The organism is Kitasatospora sp. NPDC086801, from assembly GCF_044745805.1.
Lineage (GTDB): Bacteria > Actinomycetota > Actinomycetes > Streptomycetales > Streptomycetaceae > Kitasatospora.
Map to the genome: position 1 here is coordinate 105456 of NZ_JBIVAX010000014.1, position 22608 is coordinate 128063.

General features: G+C 73.6%; 12 protein-coding genes and 2 pseudogenes. 11 read left to right on the forward strand and 3 right to left on the reverse strand.

Features of this window, described 5'->3' with window-relative positions:
* Positions 1–36: 36 nt before the first annotated feature.
* Both ACIPLC_RS17990 and ACIPLC_RS17995 read left to right on the forward strand, forming a co-directional pair.
* Positions 37–987, forward strand: a pseudogene (locus ACIPLC_RS17990) (hypothetical protein); the annotation flags it as partial.
* Between the two features lie 208 nt (positions 988–1195).
* Positions 1196–3199 carry a transglycosylase domain-containing protein gene (locus tag ACIPLC_RS17995; protein ID WP_400473952.1) on the forward strand — a complete coding sequence of 668 codons (2004 nt, stop codon included), beginning with the start codon at positions 1196–1198 and terminating at the stop codon, positions 3197–3199.
* A 96-nt stretch (positions 3200–3295) separates the two neighbouring features.
* Here ACIPLC_RS17995 and ACIPLC_RS18000 read toward each other — a convergent pair whose 3' ends face one another.
* On the reverse strand, positions 3296–4555 hold the full coding sequence (locus ACIPLC_RS18000) for a hypothetical protein (RefSeq protein ID WP_400473953.1): 1260 nt from the start codon (positions 4553–4555) through the stop codon (positions 3296–3298).
* Positions 4556–4758: 203 nt separating this feature from the next.
* Positions 4759–8040, reverse strand: coding sequence for a cytochrome P450 (locus ACIPLC_RS18005; RefSeq protein ID WP_400473954.1), 3282 nt, complete (start codon positions 8038–8040; stop codon positions 4759–4761).
* Between the two features lie 173 nt (positions 8041–8213).
* On the opposite strand from ACIPLC_RS18005, the gene ACIPLC_RS18010 reads away from it, so the two are divergent.
* From ACIPLC_RS18010 to ACIPLC_RS18020, 3 genes are all read left to right on the forward strand, one after another.
* Positions 8214–8879: a LuxR C-terminal-related transcriptional regulator gene (locus tag ACIPLC_RS18010; protein WP_400473955.1), complete on the forward strand. Its 666-nt coding sequence runs from the start codon at positions 8214–8216 to the stop codon at positions 8877–8879.
* A 163-nt stretch (positions 8880–9042) separates the two neighbouring features.
* Positions 9043–10512 (forward strand): MFS transporter, encoded by a 1470-nt coding sequence (locus ACIPLC_RS18015; RefSeq protein WP_400473956.1) that lies wholly within the window; start codon positions 9043–9045, stop codon positions 10510–10512.
* Positions 10512–10964, forward strand: a complete 453-nt coding sequence (locus ACIPLC_RS18020) for a MarR family winged helix-turn-helix transcriptional regulator (protein WP_400473957.1) — start codon at positions 10512–10514, stop codon at positions 10962–10964. The genes ACIPLC_RS18015 and ACIPLC_RS18020 overlap by 1 nt, the downstream gene beginning before the upstream one ends.
* 47 nt (positions 10965–11011) lie before the next feature.
* Here the strand turns inward: ACIPLC_RS18020 and ACIPLC_RS18025 are convergent.
* Positions 11012–11668 (reverse strand): annotated as a pseudogene (locus ACIPLC_RS18025) (alkene reductase); the annotation flags it as partial.
* Between the two features lie 290 nt (positions 11669–11958).
* Here ACIPLC_RS18025 and ACIPLC_RS18030 point away from each other — a divergent pair.
* The 6 genes from ACIPLC_RS18030 to ACIPLC_RS18055 all read left to right on the forward strand — a co-directional run bounded on the left by ACIPLC_RS18030 (position 11959) and on the right by ACIPLC_RS18055 (position 22597).
* Positions 11959–13257, forward strand: coding sequence for a helix-turn-helix domain-containing protein (locus ACIPLC_RS18030; protein ID WP_400473958.1), 1299 nt, complete (start codon positions 11959–11961; stop codon positions 13255–13257).
* A gap of 204 nt (positions 13258–13461) precedes the next feature.
* Positions 13462–13905, forward strand: a complete 444-nt coding sequence (locus ACIPLC_RS18035; protein ID WP_400473959.1) for a cobalamin B12-binding domain-containing protein — start codon at positions 13462–13464, stop codon at positions 13903–13905.
* Complete coding sequence (locus ACIPLC_RS18040; protein ID WP_400473960.1) at positions 13902–15191, forward strand: methylaspartate mutase; 1290 nt, start codon at positions 13902–13904, stop codon at positions 15189–15191. The genes ACIPLC_RS18035 and ACIPLC_RS18040 overlap by 4 nt, the downstream gene beginning before the upstream one ends.
* A gap of 119 nt (positions 15192–15310) precedes the next feature.
* On the forward strand, positions 15311–16303 hold the full coding sequence (locus ACIPLC_RS18045; RefSeq protein WP_400473961.1) for an asparagine synthetase A: 993 nt from the start codon (positions 15311–15313) through the stop codon (positions 16301–16303).
* Entirely contained in the window at positions 16300–17571 is a 1272-nt protein-coding gene (locus tag ACIPLC_RS18050; RefSeq protein WP_400473962.1) for a glutamate synthase-related protein, read from the forward strand. Before ACIPLC_RS18045 ends, ACIPLC_RS18050 begins: the two co-directional genes overlap by 4 nt.
* 163 nt (positions 17572–17734) lie before the next feature.
* On the forward strand, positions 17735–22597 hold the full coding sequence (locus ACIPLC_RS18055; protein WP_400473963.1) for an amino acid adenylation domain-containing protein: 4863 nt from the start codon (positions 17735–17737) through the stop codon (positions 22595–22597).
* Positions 22598–22608: the final 11 nt, after the last annotated feature.

Here is a 22608-nt window from a genome sequence, read left to right on the forward strand (position 1 = left end):
ATGACCGCATGGTCCACCGTCTCGAACCCATCAGGCCTGCTGGAGCGCCTGTCGGGGCTGCCCGGGGCGACGGTCGTCGACACCGCCGCCCGCACCCTGGGCACCGTCCGGGAGCTGGTGGGCGACCACGTCGGGCACAACGCCTACTTCATCGACTTCCCGCTCAACGTGCCGGACACCTTCGAGTTCTGGACGCACTGCATCGCCGGGGCGCTCGCCGACGACGCGGCACGGGACGGCGTGCTCGCCCAACTGCGCACCGGCGTGGTCGACCTGCTGACCCTCCCGGCCTACGGCAGCTACCAGCACGGCTACGCCGAGCTGATCGCCGCCCACGACGAGCTGATCGCCGCCGCGGGCGACCGCATGACGGTCCTGCACCTGGGCGGCGCCCTGGACGAGGAGGTGACGGCCCTCTACCTGGCCCTGGCCGGCAGCACCACCCCGCTGGGCGAGGAGGGCCTGCGCGACCTCGGCGTGCTCGCCGGGCACTGCGTCGCCGGTCCGCAGCCCGAGGCGGTCCCGGTCCGGGAGAACCGCGCCGTCGTCAACCTCGCCCGCCTCCGGGCCGGTGCCGACCTCCTCCTGGACACCGTCACCGACGTGCTCCGGCTGGCCTGCGCACTGTCCGACGGCGACGCGACCCTGGCGGAACCGACCGCGGCAGCGCCATCGTCCCGCAGGTCAACGTCTTCTCCGGCGAGGGCTTCGAGGAGGTCGAGGAGTCCTTCTTCGGCTTCATGCTGCGCGATGCCGAACAGCAGGGCCGCCCCTTCGAACCGCGCACCGTCCGCATGAAGTCGGACCTGCGCGGCCCGGGCCGGGTCGCCCTGCCGCTGGCCTTCCTACGCGGGGACGACGGCCGCTGGCACGCCAAGTGGCTGCACCTGTACCTGAAGGGCAACCCGAACTCCAACCGGGTCGAGGGGAACCGGGTGGTCGGTCGCCACGCTGCTGCGCGGCATCGTCGAGCGCGACCACCTGACGGGGTGCCACAAGGCACCCCGGCGTCGTCGTTTCCCGTGGTCCACCTCCTCGGCCGGCGCCGTGAAAGCCCAGGCCGGGCGGGTCTGCGCCGCCCCGCCGGTTCGCTCGGTATGACCGTGATCACATCAATCCCGTTGTGCCGTGGTGCCGTTCCCACCGCGTCTGAGTTCGGGGGGTCTGTGCCCACGAGCGAATCGGAGACCGGACTGTGCGTGCTCAGCAAGGTGGCGGGGCTGAGAAGGAGAAGCCCGGAGGACGGCGGTGGATCGACTACCCGCGCAGAGGGCGGCGCGGAGTCCGTCGCTGGCTTCCGTCCTGGCGGCAGCTGCTCCTGGTGTCGGGGGCCGGGGCGCTGGTGCTGACGGGATGGCTGGCCTGGTTCTACGTCACCACCCACGTCCCGGAGGACCTGAACGCCTTCGCGACCCAGCAGAACAACGTCTACTTCTGGGCGGACGGCACCGAGATGGCGCGGATCGGTGAGACCAACCGGCAGGAGGTGCCGCTCGACCAGGTGCCGGAGCCGGTGCAGTGGGCCGTGCTGGCCGCCGAGAACGAGACCTTCTATTCGGACCCGGGGATCTCCGTCACGGGCATCGGCCGCGCGGTCTACCAGATGGCCTCGGGCGGCGACACCCAGGGCGGCTCGACCATCACCCAGCAGTACGTCAAGAACAGCTATCTGAACCAGCGTCAGGACCTCTCCCGCAAGCTCAGCGAGATGGTCATCGCGATCAAGCTGGACCGGCGGATGAGCAAACCGGACATCCTGGCCGGCTATCTGAACACCAGTTGGTTCGGACGCGGCAGCTACGGCATCGAACGGGCCGCGGCCGCGTACTACGGCAAGGACGTCTCGCAGCTCAATCCGAGCGAAGGGGCCTTCCTGGCGGCCCTGTTGAAGGGGGCCGGGCAGTTCGATCCGGGGATCAGCGCGAACAACCACCGGCGGGCCGAGGAGCGGTGGTCCTGGATCCTGGACCGGATGGTGAAGGTCGGCAAGCTCTCCGCCGCCGAGCGCGCCGGGTACACGGTGTTCCCCGAGCCCCGGCCCCAGCCGAAGGCGGCGGGGCTGAGCGGCCAGGTCGGGTACCTGGTGGACATGGCCAGGACCTACGTGGAGGGCCACAGCGACATCGCCCCGGCCCAGTTCGACCTCGGCGGCCACCAGATCTTCACCACCTTCGAGAAGCCGAAGGTCAACGCCCTGGCCACCGCGGTGCGGGACGCCACCAAGGGGATCGACCCCGACAGCCGCGAGACCGACCGGTTACTGAAGGTCGGCGCCGCCTCGGTGGCTCCGGACGGGAGGATCGTCGCGCTCTACGGTGGATCCGACTACCTGAAACAGGGCTTCGACAACGCCAACACCTCCACGGTGCCGGTCGGTTCGGCCTTCACCCCGCTGGTGTACGCCGCCGGCCTGAGCCAGGGCGTGCAGCGCCAGCGGAGCGGCAGTCGCACCCCGGTGACGCCCACCACCACCTACGACGGTGACGACGGCGTGAACGTGATGACCCCGGAGGGGCCGTACTGGGGGCGTAACGGGCGGATAGCGAAGACCGCCAACGACGGCGGGCGGGACTGGGGCAAGGTCACCCTGAGGAGCGCGGTGGAGCAGTCCGTCAACGGGCCGATGATGCAGCTCGGTATGGACGTCGGCCTGGACCGGGTGCAGAAGACCGCCGCCGACCTGGGCCTGCTCCCGGTCAGCATGGGGGAGTTGGTGCCGGCCTTCGGCGTCGGCAACTCCACGCCCAGCGCGATCAGGACCGCCGACGCCTACGCCGCCTTCGCCGCGGGAGGCAGCCACACGGACCCGTACTCCGTCCTCAGGATCACCCGGAACGGCGAGCCGCTCGCGCTGCGCCTGCCGACCGCCGTGCAGGCGCTGACCCCGGAGGTCGCGGGGGAGGTGGACACGGCGCTCAAGGGCGCCGTCCGCACCGGGAGCGCCAAGGCGGCGGCGGAGGCCGGGCCGGACCTGGCCGGGAAGCCCGGGACGACCCCGGACCGTACGGCGGGGTGGTTCGTCGGCTACGACGCGCGGATGTCCACGGCCGTCACGGTCTTCCGGGCGGACCTGAAGGACATGAAGCTGCTCTCACTGGAGGGGCTGGGCGGTGCCGCCCCGGACGCCCCGGACTCCGCGCTGCCCACCCAGATCTGGACCTCGTACATGAAGGCGGCCGGCGGCTCGGGCGGCGGGTAGGACCGGGCGGCGGGTAGGCCCGATCGGCGGGTGGGACCGGGCGGGGGGGGGGGGGGGGGGGGGGGGGGGGGCCCCCCCCCCCCCGCCCGGACCCGGTCACTTGACCAGGCGCGACCAGTCGGCGGGCTGTCCGGGGTCCAGCTGGCGCAGCTTGTCGAGCACCTTGGGGTCCTGGGCGTCCAGCCAGTCGGCGACCTGGCGGAAGGAGACGCAGCGGACGCCCTCCCGGGTGCAGACGCTCTTCATCACGTCCTCGATGGCCTGCATGTAGATGCCGCCGTTCCAGCCCTCGAAGTGGTTCCCGATGAAGAGCGGGGCCCGGCTGCCGTTGTAGACCCGTTCGAAGCCGTTGAGGTAGCCGTCCCGGGTCTCCTTCTCCCAGGCGTCGTACTTCTTCGGGTCGCCCTTGGTGGTGTCCCCGGACTGGTTGGCGAGGAAGTTGTAGTCCATCGAGAGGACCTGGGCCGACTTGCCGGGGTAGGGCAGCAGTTGGAGCGGGAAGTTCCAGATGCCCTCCTTCTTGCCGGGCCAGACCTGGAACTCGCCCGGTGAGCTGGCGTCGTACCGGAAGCCGTCCGCCTTCTCGGCCGCGAGCAGGTTCTTCTGGCCCTCCAGGCAGGGGGCGCGGCCGCCGACCGCCTCCTTGGTGTAGTCGAAGGGCAGCGGCGGGAGGTCCTTGAAGCCGGTGTTGGTCTTCCAGTTGGTGACGAAGGAGATCGCCTGGTCGAGCTCGCTCTTCCACTCCTCGGTGCTCCAGTCGCGGCCGCTGCCCTTGGCGTCGCAGAAGTGCCCGTTGAAGTGGGTGCCGATCTCGTTCCCGTCCTGCCAGGCCAGGCGCAGCTGCTCCAGGGTGTCCTTGATGTGGGCGTCGGTGGCGAAGTCGATGGCGGAGGTGCCGGCGTCGTGCTGCGGCGGGTGGTAGAGCGTGCGTTTGGACTTGGGCAGGGTGTAGATGCCGCTCAGGAAGAACGTCATCTGGGCGTTGTTCTCCGCGCCCAGCTTGCGGAAGCGCGAGAACAGCCGGTCGTCGCCCTCCAACGCCCCGTCCCAGGAGAACACCACGAACTGTGGCGGCTTCTCACCGGGCTTCAGCTTCTCGGGCCGGGGCTGCTTGGGCTGCGGGCCGGTGTCGGAGGTGGAGCCGTCGCCGAGCACCTTGACCTGGCCGTCCCAGGTCGGGGTGGGGCTGGGCGGTGGGGCGGAGCTGGGATCGGGGCTGTCGGACGGTGTGCCGCTCGGGTCGGGTGCGGGGCTCTCCGGAGCGGCGCCGGCGGTGGTCGGTCTGCCCTTCGAGTCGGGGCCTCCCGTGCCCAGGCCGAGGGCCACGACGACCCCCGTCGCCAGCAGGACAGCCACGCCACGAGCAGGACGCACCGTTCCTCCGCTTCTCCGACCTGCAAACAAATGATGGTCGGATAGTCATACGTACAGTGCGAACATCAGAACACCTTGATCGACAATGTGTCGAGGCTTGCACGGAGGGGGAGTTGAGGGAGGGTCGGAGAACGGCGGACCGGCCGCGCCCGGGGTGGCGCGGCCGGCCGTCCTGTCGAGCGGGCTCAGCGGCCCGCGTAGACGTCCTCGACGTAGCGGCGCTCGTCGATCAGGCCCTGGAGCCAGGCCTGGGCCTGGTCCTCGTCGGCGCCGGGGGTCCGGCTCAGGTAGAGGTCGCGGAAGGCGGCCCGGACGCCCGGGGCCATCCGGGCGCCGTCGCCGCACACGTAGACCTCGGCGCCGGCGGCGAGCAGGCTCCAGACCTCCGCGCCCTCGGCGGCGATCCGGTCCTGGACGAAGCGCCGCCCGTCGACGGGCTGTTCGCTGAAGGCCGGGCGCATCGAGACGGCGCCGGCCTGCTCGGCGGCGAGCAGTTCGTCGCGGTGCAGGTAGTCGGCGTCGGGCGCGTCGCAGCCGAAGTAGAGCAGGGCGGGGGCGAGTTCGGCGGTGGCGGCGGCGGTGGCGGCGAGCAGGGCGCGGCGGTCGGCGACCGCGCCGCGGAACGGCGCCAGGCCGGTGCCGGCCGCGATCATGATCACCGGGGCGCGGTGGTCGATCCGGAACGTCTCGCGGCACGGCTGGAGGCGCGCCAGCACGGTGTCCCCGACGGCCACCCGGTCGAGGTAGCCGGAGCCGACGCCCCGGAAGCCGCCCCGGCCGGAGCGGGCCGGGGCGTCGAGCACGGAGACCATCAGGTCCACGTGGCGCGGGGCGCTGGTCGGCGAGGTGGAGATGGAGTACATCCGGGGCCGGATCGGCGGCAGCAGTTCCAGCAGCACCGGCCAGGTCAGGGCCTCCCGCAGGGCCGGGTGGTCCTCGACCAGGTCCAGCAGCGTCCGCGGGTCGTCCTCGGGCAGCGCCCGCAGCGCGGCCTGCTCGGGCGGGCAGGGGTTGAGGTCGGCCAGCGTCGCGCGCTGGGCGGCGTTCGGGCGGTCCTGCAACTCGACGTGGTGGGTGAGCAGTTCGCGGACCGTCAGCGGCCGGTCCACGGCGAGGATGGTGCGCCGGTTCGCCACGATGCTGAGCAGGGTGTCCGGGTCGGCGCCGAACAGCTTGGCGGCGCGCTCGACCAGGGCCGGGTCGTTGGCCGGCAGCACCGAGACGTGGTCCGCGGTGCGGTAGTCGACGCCCTCCGGCAGGGCCAGCCGGACCAGGCGCTTGACCCGGGGGTAGGCGGGGTCGGTGAGGCTGCCGACCGCCGTGACGGTCAGCCCGATCACGCGGCGCCGCGCGGCCAGGGCGTCCAGCGGGCCGCCGGCCAGCTCGGTCACGGTGTACGTCTCCAGGGCGGCGGCCTCGGCGGGAGCGGGAGCGGGAGCGGGAGCGGGCGCGGTGCCGGTGCCGGCGGCGACGACGGGTGCAGCGGCGTCGCCGTACCGCTCCAGCAGGGCGCCGCGCAGCGCGGCGGTGAACTCCGCCACCTTGCCGGCCAGATCGCCGGAGGCGTCGGCCGCACCCCGGGCGAGCAGCCGGGTGCCGCCGAGGGCGGCGAGGCCCTCGTCGATCAGCGTCGGCACGCGCTGGTACGTGGCGGCGTACGTCCGGTCGCCGATGCCGAGCACCGCGTACCGGACGTCCTTCGCGAACCCGGCCTCACGGGAGGCCCCTTCGGTCGCCTCCCGGAGCCGGCGGACGAACTCCGCCGCGTCGTCCGTCGGCTGCCCGTTGTACGAGGCGGCGGTGATCACCACCGGCCGGTCGGTGGGCAGTCCGCCCGCGTACGCGTCCAGCGGCGCGACGGCGGTGTCGCAGCCGAGTGCGGCCGCCGCGTCGGCCAGCTGCCGGGTGAACTCGCGGCAGGCGCCGTAGTTGGAGCCGTGCAGGAGCAGCAGTCCGGTGCCCTGGCGGACCCGCCCGGGCAGGTCGGCGGTGCGGGCCGGCGCGGCCGCCACGGCCGGGGGCGCGGGCGTGCGCGGGGCGAGGGCGAGGGTGAAGTCGTCGGGCTTGATGGTGAGCGTCTGCTTGATGGTCAGCCGGTAGTCGGCGTGGTCGATCAGCCGGTAGCGGTGGACCAGCATGCCGAGCAGCATGGTCGCCTCGTGCAGCGCGAACTGCCGCCCGATGCAGGCGCGTTCGCCGGTGCCGAAGGGCTTGAAGGCGTGCGGCGAGCGGGCCGCCTCCGGCTCGGGGTCGAAGCGGGAGGGGTCGAACAGCTCCGGGTTGTCGCCCCAGACGGGGTCGCGGTGCAGCATCATCGTGGCCACCAGGACGGGCTCCCCGGCGCGGACCGGGATCCGGCCGCCGAGCAGGGTGTCCTCGCGGGCCTCCCGGCTGAACCCGGGGGCCGTCGGCCACAGCCGCAGCGCCTCGTTGAGCACCTGCCGGGTGTACCGGAGCCGGCCGACGTCCTCGTACGAGGGCTCCGGGTCGGCCTGGTCGCCCCAGAGCGCGTCCACCTCGCGCTGGACCTCGCGGAGCACGGTGGGGTGCTTGACGAGGTGGTACAGTGCGAAGGAGAGCGCCCCCGAGGTGGTCTCGTGGCCGGCGATCAGGAAGGTGATCACCTGGTTGCGGATGTTCTCGGCGTCCAGTCTGCTGCCGTCGGTGGGGTGCACGGCGTCGAGCATCAGGCCCAGCAGGTCCTCGGCCGGGCCCTGCTCGGGGCTGCCGGAGCGGGCGGCGATCACCTCGTCCACCACCGAGGCCAGGTACCGGGCGTCGCCCTGGGCGGCCTCGTCGCGCTCGCGGTGGTCGAGGTCCGGGTCGCGGAGGAACTTGTTCATCGCCCAGTCCAGGGAGCGGACCATCGCCTCGACGAAGGGATGCGGCTCGTCCCGGTCGAAGGAGCCGAAGTCGAAGCCGAAACCGGCCAGCCCGATGGTGTCCAGGGTCATCCGGGTCATGTCGCCGGGCACGTCCACGACCAGTCCGGCGGCCGACCGGCCGTCCCAGGACTCGATCAGGCGGCGGGCCACCCGCAGCATCACCGGGTGGTAGGTGCGCATCGAGCCGAGCGCGAAGGCGGGCATCAGGATGTCGTGCGCCCGGGCCCAGTTCGGCTCCGCGTTGTACGCCGTGAACAGGCCGTCCCCGGTGAACTCGCGGACGTTCTCCAGGGCCGGTCCGATCGACTTGGTGAACCGCTCCTCGTCGGCCAGCTCCTCGACCAGGTCCAGGCCGCTGACGATCAGGGTGTCCCGCCCGTGCAGGCGCTGGACGTAGGCCGGGGCGTGCCGCCGGGCCAGTTCCATGGTGCGCAGCAAGGGGGCGGCGATCGGCGGCGCCGACGAGATGTCGACCAGGGGCACCCCGGCGGCGCTCTGCCGGGGCACCAGGGTCTCGGGCAGGAGCCCGGCCGCAGCCGGATCCGCAGCCTCGGCTGCCGCCGAGGTCATCGTCTCGGTCATGGGTTGTCGCCTTCCGTGGCAGGAGGAACCTCGTCGTCCTCCACTCTCGCCCGAACGGGGCGGGAACCCAGGCCCGGGGACTACATGTTTATGCAGTAGCGGCGGTCGCGGAAGACTTGCCCACGGACCGTCAGGTCTGCTGCACACGCGAGCCGTACACGGGAGGGCCGGGCATGAGACTGACCGACTGCGAGTCGACCGCGGAGAGCTGGCAGGACCTCGCCGTCATCTGGCGCAACCGGACCCTGCGGTTGCTCGACCACGTGCCGGTGGCGATGGCGGTGTGCGAGTTCAGCGGCCGGATCATGATCGTCAACCGGGCGATGGCCGCCGAGTTCGGCCTGCTGCCGGGCCAGTTGCGCAACCGCAGGATCCTGGAGTTCTTCACCCTCCGGGACAGCACCACCATTCCGGCACTCGCCGAGGCCGTCCGGCTGCACCGCCGCTCGCAGTACCCGGCCCCGGTTTCCTGGTCGGCCGCCGACGGCACCGGGCGGAGCGGCGAGATGACCGTCACCCTGGTCGGCGACACCCCGCAGGAGACCCCGAACCTGCTGCTCTCGCTGCGCGTCCGCACCGAGCCCGCCACCCCGGCGGCCGCCCCCCGCCCCGCGGTGAGCCCGATCGAGGCCCGGATCCTCGCGGCCGCCGCCCGGGGCGCCACCACCGCCCAGATCGCCCGGGAGATCGGCCTCACCCCGGACGGCGTCAACTACCACCTCGCCCGGCTCACCCGCCGCTGGCAGCTGCCCAACCGCACCGCACTGGTCGCCCGCGCCTACGCCACCGGCGTCCTGGCCCTCGGCACCTGGCCGCCGGAGCCGGCCGGCGGGGCGTGACGGTGGTGGGCGGGCGGTGACGGCGGAGGGCGGGGCGTGACGGCGGAGGGTGGGCCGGAAATCCGTCTACAGAACGATTCCGCGCCAGGGCCTGGGCCGTCCGCCGAGTTAGTTGTATGCTCACAATGATTTCGACAACACAACTAACCGTGGAGCCCCCGTCATGCCGGACGCCGCCCTACGACGGCCGTGGCTCGTGCTCGCCATCTGCTGCATGAGCCTGCTGATCGTCAGCCTCGACAACACCATCCTGAACGTCGCCCTGCCCGCCATCCAGCGTGACCTGCACACCTCGGTGTCCGGGCTGCAGTGGACGGTCGATGCCTACACGCTGGTGCTGGCCAGCCTGTTGATGCTCTCCGGCTCCACCGCCGACCGGGTGGGCCGCCGCCGGGTCTTCCAGATCGGGCTGGTGGTCTTCACCTCGGCGTCGCTGCTGTGCAGCCTGGCCCCCGGGCTCGGCTGGCTCGTCGCCGCCCGGATGCTCCAGGCGGTCGGCGGATCTATGCTGAACCCCGTCGCCATGTCGATCATCAGCAACACCTTCACCGACTCCCGGCAACGCGCCCGCGCCATCGGCGTGTGGAGCGGCGTCGTGGGCATCAGCATGGCCGCCGGACCGATCGTCGGCGGAGCCCTGGTCGAGTCGGCCGGCTGGCGGGCCGTCTTCTGGATCAACGTGCCGATCGGCCTGGCCGCACTGTTCCTGACCCGCAGGTACGTGCCGGAGTCACGGGCGCCGCGGCCCCGCCGGGTGGACCCGGTCGGCCAGGTGCTCGTCATCGTCCTGCTCACCGCGCTCACGTACGCGATCATCGAGTCGCCGGAGCGCGGCTGGACCTCGCCCCTCGTGGCCGGCTGCGCGGCGGCGGCGCTGGGCGCGCTGCTGGGTCTGCTGTGGTACGAGCCCAGGCGCACCGACCCGCTCATCGACCTGCGGTTCTTCCGGTCCGCGCCGTTCGCGGGCGCCACCGTGATCGCGGTCGCCGCCTTCGCCGCCCTGGGCGGCTTCCTGTTCGTCAGCTCCCTGTACCTGCAGAACGTGCGCGGGCTCACCCCGCTGCACGCCGGACTGTTCATGCTGCCCATGGCGGTGATGGCGCTGCTGACCGCACCGGTGTCCGGCCGCATGGTGGCCTCCCGCGGGCCGCGCATCCCCCTGCTCCTCGCCGGGGCGGCCCTGTGCGCGAGCGCCGTGCTCCAGGCGCTCACCTACTCCGGCCACCTTCCGACGGCCGTGCTGGTCGTCGCCTACCTGCTCTTCGGCACCGGCTTCGGGCTGGTCAACGCGCCCATCACCAACACCGCCGTGTCGGGCATGCCCCGTTCGCAGGCCGGCGTCGCGGCGGCGGTGGCCTCCACCAGCCGGCAGATCGGCCAGTCCCTCGGCGTGGCCGTCGTCGGCGCCCTCATGGCGGGCGGGGCGTACGCGCACACGGCGGCCTTCACCGACGCCGGGCGGACGGCGTGGTGGATCATCGCCGGCTGCGGCGGCGCCGTGCTGGTCACGGGTACGCTCACTTCCGGCCGCTGGGCCCGGGAGACGGCCCTGCGCACGGCGGAGCGGCTCGCCGCCGAGGAGGCACAGGAGACGACGGCGACGGCGGAGACGAAGGAGACGGTGAACACCTGATGGAGCGCCTGCACGCCGGCGAGCACCACGAGGGGGGCGAGGCCGCCGCCAGGACGGCGACCAGGGTCTGGCAGGGGCTGAACGCGCTCGTCCTGGAGCGCTACGACCGCCGCAAGACCGTCGCCGAAGCCCTCGGCATGAGCTTCAGCCGGGTCAGGGCGCTGCGCCGCCTCGGCGCCGACCCGATCACCCTGCGGGACCTGGCCGAGCGGCTGGGCAGCGACCCGCCGTACACCACCGTCATCGTCGACGATCTGGTGCGGCGCGGCCTCGCCGAACGCGTCACCAATCCCGCCGATCGCCGGTCCAAGCTGGTCCATCTCACCGAGGAGGGCCAGGCGAAGGCCGCCCTCGCCGTCAGGATCCTCACCACCCCGCCCGACGACCTGCTCGCCCTGCCCCCGGAGGACATCCAGGCGCTCGACCGCGTCCTGGCGAAGCTCCTGGACTGAACCTCCCGGGGCGGGGCGCCGCCGCGGCGGCCTCGGGCGGGTGGCCGCTACGACTGCTGGTCGACCGTGTGCTGGTAGGCCGAGTAGGTCAGGTAGCCCCGGTCTCCGCCCTGGTAGTAGGTGGCCTCGTCGGCCGGGGCGATCGGGGCGCCGGTGCGCAGCCGTTCGACGAGGTCGGGATTGGCGAGGTAGGCGCGGCCGAAGCTGATCAGCTCGGCGCCGAGGCCGAGCCAGTGGTCCGCCGCGTCGCGGTCGACCTGCTTCGGGCCCATCGGAAGCACCGGATTCATGATGAGCGTGCCCGGCCAGGCGCGGCGCAGGGCGAGCAGGGACGGCTCGTCCGTCGTCGCCTCCAGATGGACGTAGGCGAGCCCGAGGCCGGCGAGTTCGCCGAGCAGGGCGGTGTAGAGCTCCAGGACGTCCTCCTCCGCCACGCCCCAGAAGGTGCCGCCGGGGGAGAGGCGGATCCCGGTCCTGGCGGCGCCGACGGCCTCGACGGTGGTGGCGGCGGCTTCGACGGCGAAGCGGATCCGGTTGCGCACCGGGCCGCCGTAGCGGTCGGTGCGCCGGTTGGCGTTGGAGGAGAGGAACTGCGAGATCAGGTAGCCGTTCGCGCCGTGCAGTTCCACCCCGTCGAAGCCCGCGTCGACGGCGCGGCGGGCGGCCTCGGCGTAGGAGCGGGCGTGTTCGGGCCCAGGACCCGTGACGCGCTCGACGCACTGATGGATGTGGCCCGCGCCGCACTCGAGGAGCAGTCCGCCGACGGGCTGTGAGGTCCGCGTGAAGGTCATGGGTGGGGCCGGTGATCGGCCGTTGATCGGGCGTAGACGGCGAGCCTGGAGCATCGGGAACCGGAGGGGACCGGTTCGGAGGCCACAGCCTGACCACCGGGACCCGTACGGTCGGACCACGGACCGCGCGGGTGCCCAGCGCTGATGCCGCCGCCGGGCCCGACCCCGATCAGGAGTCCGGACCACGGAAGGGCAGACGAGGCATGGACGGCGGGCAGTGGGTGCAAGCGGTGGAGACGGCGGCGGGCTTCGGCGAGCAGTTGAGGGTACGGCGCGAGCGGATCGGCCTGACCCAGCAGTGCCTGGCCGATCACGCCACCCTGAGCGTGCGGGCGATCCGGGACATGGAGAGCGGCCGGGTGCGGCGGCCGCGGAACGAGACCGTCCGACTGCTGGCGGACGCGCTGCGGCTGGAGGGCCGCAGCCGGACGGACTTCGAGGAGGCCGCCCGTCGGCACCCGCTCGCCGACGAGCCGCCGGCGACGGTGGCGCCGGTCGCCCCGCCGGTGGCGCGCGGGGCGATCGTCGGCCGGGAGATGGAGGCCGAGGTGCTGTCCGACGCCTTCGCGGTGCACGGGGACCGGCTGGTCTCGCTGGTGGGACTCGGCGGGGTCGGCAAGACCCGGCTCGCCCTGGAGGTGGCCCGCCGCCTGCACCTGGCCGCCCGCTGGTCGGTGCGCTGGGTGGACTGCGCCGGTGATCCGGCCCCCTGGCACGGCCGGTCGGACGACATCGTCCGGGACATCGGCGACCGGCCCGCCCTGCTGGTGCTGGACGGCGCCGACGGCGGAGTCGACGCCGGCCGACTGGACGGGCTGTTCCACCACTGCCCCGGGCTGCGGGTGCTGATCACCGCCCGGGAGGCGTGGCCGCTGCCCGGGGGGCAGGTCGTCCCGCTCGCGCCGCTGCCCGTACCGGCCCCCGAACTCGACGCCGAACCCGAGGCGTTGGCGCAGGTCGGGGCCGTCCGGCTGCTGCTCTCGCACCTGCGCCGGCTGCGCCCCGGCTACACCCTGGAGCGCTCCGAGGCCCCCGCCGTCGCGGCGCTCTGCCGCCACCTGGACGGCCTGCCGGGAGCGTTGGAGCGCGCGGCGGGGTGGACGCTGGTGCAGTCCACCGCCCAGTTGGTGGCCCGGCTCTCGGCCGGCCCGTTCACGCTGGCGGCACCACCGGTGGTGTACGGCACGCGCGGTGACGTCCGGGACGAGGTGGAGCCCGCGATCCGACGGCTGACGGACCGCCAGCGCGCCCTGCTGGACGTGCTCGTGGACGAGCCCGGCGACTGGTCGGGGGAGGACGCGGTGGTCCGCAGCGGCTGGGCGCCGCAGACCTGCCTGGCGACGGTGCACGAACTGCTCTCGCGCGGACTGATCCGCAGCGTACCCGCCCGCGACGGGGTGCGGTTCACGGTGCTCAACGTGTGCCGCCGCCTCGTCCTGGAGGAGCCCGGGCACCGGTTCGCGCCGGCCGGGGACGTCCCGCTGCTCGCCGTCGCGGGCTGACCGTGCGGCGACACACCGGCGGGGTGCCGATACTGCCGCTACTTGCCCGCATCTTGCCGCATGAGCTGCCGGTTGCCGGGCCCGATCGTCCCTAGCGTTCTCTGTGGGGCTGGACCGTCGCGGAATACGCGCCGGAATTCCCGGGCCGCCGGCTGGGTCGTCGGCGGAATTCCATCGACGATCGCTACCGACGAGGGCTGGGCTGTGGATCACGGAAACGCCGAACAGAGCAGACTGGAGGTCGTCGTCACGACGACGGCCTCGGATTCGCACACCTGGAACCTGGTGTTCCTGCAACTGCTGCTGGAGGAGATGGGCCACCGGGTGACGAACCTGGGCGCATGCGTCCCCGACGCCCTGCTGCTCTCCGAATGCCGCCGGATCGAACCGGGCCTGATCGTGGTCAGCAGTGTCAACGGGCACGGCTACCAGGAGGGACTGCGGGTGATCCCGGCCCTGCGCGCCTGCCCGGAGCTGCGGCGCACCCCGACGGTCATCGGCGGCAAACTCGGCATCGCCGGAACCGACGACCCCGACCGCGAGCGGACGCTGCTGGCGGCCGGCTTCGACCGGGTCTTCGAGGAGGGCTCCGCGGTGGCCGGGTTCCGTGAGTTCGTCGACGGGCTGCGCTCCCGGGTCCTGCTGTGACGAGCTTCGGCGCGTTCGTGGCGCAGGCCGCGGAAGCCGGCGCGCTGGTGGTCCAGCCCCGGATGGGGATGGCGGAGGCGGCCCGGATGCGGGAGGGCCTGCTCGCCACCCGGGCCGCCGCCGCCGTCACCGTCGGCACCATCACCCTGGACAGCTACACCCGCACCGGAGACCTGGACGCCGCGCGGCGCGCACTGGCCGCCGGGGCCGGCCTCAACGGATACCCGATCGCCACCCACCCGGTCGAGGTCACCCGGGCGGTGCTGGACGGGGTGGCGGACGCGGGCTTCCCGGTCCAGGTCCGGCACGGCTCGGCCGCGCCGGAGCACATCATCGGGGCGCTGCTGGCGGCCGGCCTGGACGCCACCGAGGGCGGACCGGTCTCCTACTGCCTGCCGTACGGCCGCACCCCGTTGCACGAGGCGGTGGCCCGCTGGCAGCGCAGCTGCGAACTGCTCTCGTCCATGCGGGAGTTCGGTGCCGATCCGCACCTGGAGACCTTCGGCGGCTGCATGATGGGCCAGCTCTGCCCGCCCTCGCTGCTGATCGCCATCAGCGTCCTGGAGGCGCTGTTCTTCCGTCAGCACGGGCTGCGCAGCATCTCGCTCAGCTACGCCCAGCAGGCCGACCCCCGCCAGGACGAGGAGGCGCTGGCCGCGCTCGGCCGGATCGCCGGCGAACTGCTCGTGGACGTCGACTGGCACCTCGTGGTCTACGCGTACATGGGCGTGTACCCGCGCTCGCCCGGCGGGGCCCGGCTGCTGCTGGAGGACGCGGCGCGGCTCGCGGTGCGCGGCGGCGCCGCCCGGCTGATCGTCAAGACCACGGCCGAGGCGCACCGCATCCCGACCGTCGCCGAGAACGTCCGGGCGCTGGAGGCCGCCGCCGCGGCCGCCACGGCGGAACGCACCCGCCCCCGGCCCGCCGCCCCGCCGGACACCGGAGTCGAGGCCGAGGCCAGGGCGCTGATCGGCGCGGTGCTCGACCTGGACGCCGACCTCGGACGGGCCCTGGTCCGGGCGTTCGCGGCCGGCTACCTGGACGTGCCGTACTGCCTGCACCCGGACAACGCCGGGCGGACGCGCAGTTCGCTGGGCCCGGACGGGCGGCTGCTGTGGTCCGCCGTCGGCTCGATGCCGATCGCCGGGCTCGCCGAGGGCGGCCGCGCGCCGATCCTCGGCTCGGCCGGGCTGCTGGCCGCGCTCTCCCAGGTCCAGCGGCGCTACGACGGCCGGGCCGAGCGGTCGCCCGCACCCGTACCCCGAGGCCTGCCCGCCGTCCGGTGAGCCAGCCGGCGGCGTACCGCCGCACGACGAGCGCTCCGCGAGCGGACTCCACCGACGCGCCACGTTCCACGCTCCACGCTCCACGCGCCACGAGAGAACGAGAGAAGAGGACCCCGAGCATGCCCGACTCCACGCCCCTGCCGCCGACCGACCCGGGCCGGCACCTGACCGCGCCGGCCACCCGCAGCGCGCTCCGGATCCAGCAGCACCTGCTCACCGCGGCCCGCGAGTTCCTGCGCGGCCGGGGCTTCACCGAGCTGCTGCCGCCGATCATCGGCCCGGTCACCGATCCCGGCGCGCGCGGCTCCAAGCAGGTGGACATCGACTTCTACGGCCACCGCTACAAGCTGATGACCAGCGCGATCCTGTACAAGCAGGCCTCGCTGCTCGCCTTCGACAAGATCTTCTGCATCGCCCCGAACGTCCGCCTGGAGCCGCTGGAGACCGCCGGGACGAGCCGGCACCTCGCCGAGTTCCACCAACTGGACGTGGAGGTCGCCGGTGCGAGCCGGGATGACGTCGTCCAGCTCGCCGAGGACCTGGTGGTGCACATGGTCGACAGCACGGTCCGCGCGCTGCCCAAGGAGTTCGCCGAACTCGGCCGGGACCCGCAGGCCTTCGCCGAACTGCTGCAGGGCTCCTTCGGCCGCATCCGGCACGCCGAGGCGGTCTCCGAACTCCAGGGCATCGGGCACCCGCAGAGCCCCGAGGCCGAACTCGACTGGGACGGCGAGGCGTTGCTGTCGGCCCGGCGGGACCGGCCGTTCTTCGTCACCGACTACCCGAAGGGCTCGCGCGGCTTCTACGACCGCGAGCACCCCGACGACCCGGGCCTGCTGCGCAACTTCGACCTGCTGGCGCCCGAGGGCTACGGCGAACTGTGCAGCGGCAGCCAGCGCACCAACGACTACGCGGAGATCATCACCCGGATGCGGGAGACCGGCGAGAACCCGCAGAAGTACCGCTGGTACCTGGACCTGGTGCGCGAGGGCGTGCCGGCCAGCGCGGGCTTCGGCATCGGGGTCGAGCGGCTCACCCGGTACGTCGCCGGGCTGGACGCCGTCTGGCAGGCCAGCGCCTTCCCGAAGATCGCCGGGGTGGTGTCCCCGTGAGTGACCTCAGTGCCCCGGGATTCCCGGAGGAGGAGGTCCGGTCGCGGGCCCGCGCCGGGGCGGCGGCCGCGTTCCCGCCCGCCGAGGAGTACGGACACGTGCTGTTCGGCGCCGGCCGGCCGGACGCGGCGGACCGGGCGGCGCCGCCGGACGTCCTGGACGCGCTGCGGATCGTCCCGCCGCTGTTCCTGCCGCAGCGGTTGGCCAAGCTGATCGACCTCGGCCGCGAGCCCGACTACCGGGACGTCGAACTGGCTACCGCCATCGGAGGGTTCGCCTCCGCGCTGCCGGTGTACGTCTCCGCGACCGGCTCCACCCGGGCCGCCGGCGGCGACCTCGGGCTGGCGCTGAGCCGGCAGGCCGGGGCACTCGGCATCCCGATGGTGATCGGCGAGAACGTGGTGCCGGTGAACGGCTACGGCCGGCTCGGCGAGGCGGCCGACCGCACGCTGCTCGGCCGGCTGCGCGCCTACACCGAGGAACTTCCGGACGGCCTCGGCGGCGTGGCCGTCCAGCAGAGCACCGAGGACGCCGACGCCGAGGTGTGGAACCTCGTCCACAGCGACCCGGCCGCCCTGCCCCTGCTCGAATCCGGGCGGCTGGCCTTCGAGTTGAAGGTCGGCCAGGGCGCCAAACCGGGCCTGGGCGGCATGACGGTGCTGGCGGCCGAGGCCGCCGCCGCGCTGGGCGACCGCTTCGGGCTGGACCCGTTGTTCGGCGACGGGCGGGTCCTGCGCGCCGCCACCCCGGGCACCTTCACCGCGGAGATCCTGCGCCAGCAGATCCGGCTGATGCGCAACAACTATCCGCGGGTGCGGATCTGGGTGAAGCTCTATCCCGGCCGGGACGTGGCCGAGGCCGCCCGGGTGGCGCACGAGGCCGGGGCGGACGCGGTCGTGGTGGACGGCGCCGAAGGCGGTACCGGCTGGGCGCCCGGGGTGTTCCTGCCGCACGTCGGACTGCCGCTCGCGGAGTGCCTGCGCCGGCTGGCGGCCGCGCCGCCGCCCTCGCTGCTGGTCTCCGGGCGGATCTGGGAGGGCGCCAGGGCGGTCAAGAGCCTGGCCCTGGGGGCCCGCGCGGTGGGCCTCGGGCGGGCGGCGCTGCTCGCCGTCGCGGAGGACCGGGAATCCGGGCTCCGCCGCTTCGTGGACTGTCTGGCGCTGGAACTCCGACTGCTGATCAGTGCGCTCGGAAAGTACGCGCCCCAGGCCCTGGACCGGGAGGACGTCTGGTCCCCCGAAGAATTCGGGCTCACCGCCGGCCGGTAGCCCCGGCCTGCCCGGGCCGATTCCTGCGGTCCGCCCGGAAAGCGGCACCGGAAAGCGTCACCGGAAACTGCCGATTTCCTTCCTCATTTCCTGCCGATAGGGCCGTCGAATTCTCCCTATCGTCGAACTCGTCGCCGATTCATCTCACTTCTGGGGTTGGATGATGTCCTCTCGCGGTTTCCCTACTGAGAATGCTGCGCCCGAAATCACGGCGCCCGAAACATCTGCGCCCGAAATCGCGGCGCCTGCTTTCGAGCCGTCCGCTTTCGAGCCGTTCGCCTCCGCCGTCCGCCGCTTTCCGGAGCGGTCGGCCGTCCGCACCGGCGGCCGGACCGTCAGCTACCGGGAGCTGGACGGCCTGGCCGCCGCGCTCGCCGCCCGGCTCGCCCCCGGGCGGACGGTGGCCGTCACCGGCCGCGACCGGCTGGACCACGTGGTTGCCCTGCTGGCGGTCCTGCGGGCCGGCGCCACCTACCTGCCGCTGGACCGGGAGGCCCCGGAGGAGCGCAACCGCTGGATCGCCGAGGACGCCGGGGCCTCCCTCGCCCTCGGCGGCGAGCAGCTCACCGAGGTCACCGAGCGCGGCGATGGCGCCGGCGCCAGCACGGGCGCGGGCGGGGACGCGGGTGCCGGCTACGTCATCTACACCTCCGGCACCACCGGTCGCCCGAAGGGCGTGCACGTCCCGCTCGCCGCGCTGACCGGCCATCTGGCCGCCGCCGTCCGGACCTTCGGCCTGACCGAGCAGGACGTGGTGCTGCAGTTCGCCCGTCCGACGGTGGACGTGGCCGTGGAGCAGGTCCTCGGCGCGCTGTCCGTCGGGGCCTGCCTGGTCCTCCCGGAGCGGCAACTCCTCTCCCCGGCCGCACTACTGGACCTGCTGGACACCGAGGGCGTCACCGTCGCCAACCTGGCCGCAGGCTACTTCCAGGACGTGGTGGCGGCCCTGGGCGACCGGGCGCCGCGCACCCTGCGGCTGATGATCTCGGGCAGCGACAAGCTGGAGCCCGCCACCGCCGCCGCCTGGTGGGCCGCGACCGGGGTGCCGCTGCTGAACGCGTACGGACCGACCGAGACCGTGGTCACCGCCACCACCCACCGGCTCGCGGGCGAGCAGCCCGAGGCGGGCGTGCCGATCGGCACCGCGCTCGGCGGGCGGCGGCTCTACGTGCTCGACGAGCGGCTGCGGCCGGTGCCGCCCGGCACGGCCGGCGAACTGTACGTCGGCGGGCCGCTGCTGGCCTCCGGCTACCTCGGCCGTCCCGGCCTCACCGCCGACCGCTTCGTCGCGGACCCGTTCGCGGACCCGTTCGCGGGGTCGGGCGTAGACCCGTTCGCGGGCCCGGACGGGAACCCGGGCGAGGACTCGTCCGCAGACCCGCTCGCGGCGCCGAGCGGCACCCCCGGCGCCCGGATGTACCGCACCGGCGACGTGGTGCGCCGCACGACCGAGGACGGCCCGCTGGAGTTCGTCGGCCGCAGCGACCACCAGGTGAAGGTCCGCGGCTTCCGGGTCGAACCGGGCGAGATCGAGCAGGTGCTGGCCGGGTACCCGGGCGTCACCGGCTGCGTGGTGGTGGTGCGCGAGGGCCGACTCGCCGGGTACGTGACCGGCTCCGCGCCGGGGTACGCCGAGGTACGGGCCTGGCTGGCCGAGCGGCTGCCCGAGCACATGATCCCGGCGACGCTCACGGCGCTGGAGGCCTTCCCGCTGACCGGCGGCGGCAAGGTGGACCGCGAGGCGCTGCCCGAGCCGCAGGCCGCGTCCGAGGGCCAGTCGGCCGGCCGGCCGCCGCGCACGCCCGCCGAGCAGCTGATCGCGGCGGTCTGGGCGGACGTGCTCGGGGTGCCCGAGGTCGGGGCGGACGACAACTTCTTCCACCTGGGCGGCGATTCGCTGACGGCCGTGCGAGTGGTGGGCAGGGTCTTCGACGTCTTCGGGATGATATCTCCGTACACCATCTTCGACGCGCCGACGTTGGCGGAGTTCGCCGCCGCGGTGACCGCCGCGTCCGGCGGTGAGCGCCCGGCGCTGGTCCGCTCGGGCGCCACCGAGGCCCCGCTGTCGAAGTTCCAGCGCGGCCTCTGGTTCCTCGACCAGTGGAACCCGGACGCGCCGACCTACGTGGTGCCCTGGGTGTTCCGGTTCGCCGGGCCGGTCGACCCCGAGCTGCTGCGGCGGGCGCTGGCCGGGGTGGTGGCGCGGCACGAGAGCCTGCGGACGACCTTCGAGCTCGCCGAGGACGGCCCGCGCCAGGTCGTCCACCCGGTCGTGGAGCTGCCGTTCACGCTCACCGAGACCACCGCCGACCAGGTGGACGGGCTGGTGGCCGGGGCCGCGCTGGAGCCCTTCGACCTGGAGGGCGGGCCGCTGGTGCGGGCGCGGGTCTACCGGGCCGCCGGGGCGACCACGCTGCTGCTGCTCTTCCACCACATCGTCTGGGACGAGGGCTCGCTCCCGGTGCTGGAGGCCGAACTCCAGGAGCTGTACGCCGCGTCGGCCGAGGGGCGCCCGGCCGAGTTGCCGGAACTCGCCGTCCAGTACGGCGACTATGCGGCCTGGCAGTACCAGGACGACACCGTCGATCGTCAACTCGACTACTGGCGCGAGCAGTTGGCCGACGTGCCGGACGCCGACGCGCTGGCGCCGGACCACCCTCGCCCCGAGGAGCAGGCCTTCCGCGGCGCGTTCCACCGGTTCGTGATGCCGGACCAGGTGGCCGGGGCCGTCCGGGCGCTCGCCCGCAGCGAGGACGCCACCCCGTTCATGGTGCTGCTCGCCGGGCTGGCGCTCACCCTGCACCGTCGCTCCGGGCAGCGCGACCTGGTGCTCGGCTCGCCGGTGAACGTCCGTGGCCGGTCCGAACTCGACGGCCTGATCGGCTACTTCGTCAACCTGCTGCCGCTGCGCCTGAAGGTCGAGGAGGGCGCCTCCTTCCGCGAGCTGGTCCGGCACGTGCGCGAGGTGTCGATCGGCGGCTACCGGCACCAGGAGGTGCCCTTCGACGACATCGCGAACGCGGTGCTGGAGGAGCGCCCCGAGGACCGCAACCCGCTGTGCCAGGTGCTGCTGGAGCTGCACCCGCTGGACACCCGCCCGCTGACCGTCGGCGGGTGCGAGGTCACCCGGGAACTGCACTCCAACCCGGTCTCCCGCTTCGACCTGTCCGTCTCGGTGGACGACCGCGGCACCGGCTTCACCGGCCGCTTCGAGTACGACAGCGACCTCTTCGAGGCCTCCACCATGGCCCGCCTGTGCGAGGAGTGGCTGGGCACCCTGGCCGCCACCCTGGAGGTGCCGGTGCACGCCCTGTTCGAGGCGCAGGCCGCCCGCGACCCGCAGGCCACCGCCCTGATCTCCGGCGAACGGACCGTCCCGTACGGAGAGTTGAACGCCGCCGCGAACCGGCTGGCCCGCCACCTGGTCGGCCTCGGCATCGGCCGCGGCGACACCGTCGCCGTGCTGGCCGAGCGCGGGCCGGAGATGGTCACCGCGCTGCTGGCGGCCCTCAAGACCGGTGCCGCCTACACCCTGCTCGACCCGGACTTCCCGGCCGAGCGGCTGGCCGGCGCGGTCGCCGACACCGGCGCCTCGACGGTGATCACCCACCGCCGGGCCACCGTGCCGTTCGCCGTCCGGCGCCAGGTGGACCTGGACGCCGCGGCCGCCGAACTGGCCCGGTGCGCCGCGCACGACCTCGGCCTGCCGGTCGACGGCGCCGACCTCGCCTGCGTGATGTTCACCTCCGGCTCCACCGGCCGGCCCAAGGGCGCGGCCGTCCCGCACCGCGCGCTCACCACCACCTACCTCGGGCAGGACTACGCCCGCTTCGGCCCGGACGAGGTCTGGCTCCAGTGCTCGCCGGTCTCCTGGGACGCCTTCGCGCTGGAGCTCTACGGCGCGCTCTGCTTCGGCGGCGCGTGCGTCCTACAGCCCGGCCAGCGCCCCGACCCGCAGGCCATCGCCGAGCTGACCCGCCGCCACGGCGTCACCGAACTCCAGCTCTCCGCCAGCCTGTTCAACTTCCTGCTGGAGGAGTTCCCGGAGACCTACGACGGCCTCAAGCTGGCCATCACGGCCGGCGAGCGGGCCTCCGTCACCCACGTGGCCAAGGCCCTGGAGAGCCACCCGGGCCTGGTGGTCGCCAACGGCTACGGCCCGGTCGAGAGCCTCGGCCTGACCACCTGCCACGACGTCCGCCCCTCGGACGTCACCGGCAGCTCCGTCCCGATCGGCGTCGCGCTGAACGGCAAGGGCATCGTCGTCCTGGACGAGCGGCTGCGCCCCGTCGAGCCCGGCGTGACCGGCGAGCTGTACGCCTCCGGGGGCGGTCTCGCCTACGGCTACCTCGGCCGGCCCGGCCTCACCGCCGAGCGCTTCGTCGCCGCCCCGTTCGGCGCCCCCGGCGAGCGCCTCTACCGCACCGGGGACCTCGGCTACGTCAACGCCGAGGGCCTGCTGGAGGTCACCGGCCGGATCGACGACCAGGTCAAGATCCGCGGCTTCCGGGTCGAGCCCGGCGAGATCGAGGACGCGCTCACCCGGCACCCCGCCGTCCAGGAGGCCGCCGTCACCGTCCACGAGCCCGCCCCGGGCGACCACCGCCTCGCCGCCTACGTCACCGTCGGCGCCGACGCACCGGACCCGGACGCGCTGCTCGACCACCTGGCCGGGCTGCTGCCCGAGCACATGGTGCCCGCCACCCTGGACGTCCTGGACGCCCTGCCGCTCAACCACAACGGCAAGGTCGACCGGAAGGCGCTGCCCGCCCCCGCCGGGCGTCGGGCCGCCGCCCGCGATCCGCTGACCGAGACCGAACGGCTGGTCGTCGAGGCCGTGCGCGAGGTCCTCGACCTCGCCGAGGTCGGCCGGGAGGACAACTTCTTCCGGATCGGCGGCAACTCGCTGGCCGCCGTCCGGGTCGCGATGCGGCTGTCCCGGGAGACCGGCACCCGCGTCCCCCCGCAACTGGTGTTCCGGGCCAGGACCGTGAGCGCCATCGCCGAACGGCTGGCCGCCCGATGACGGGCCGCACC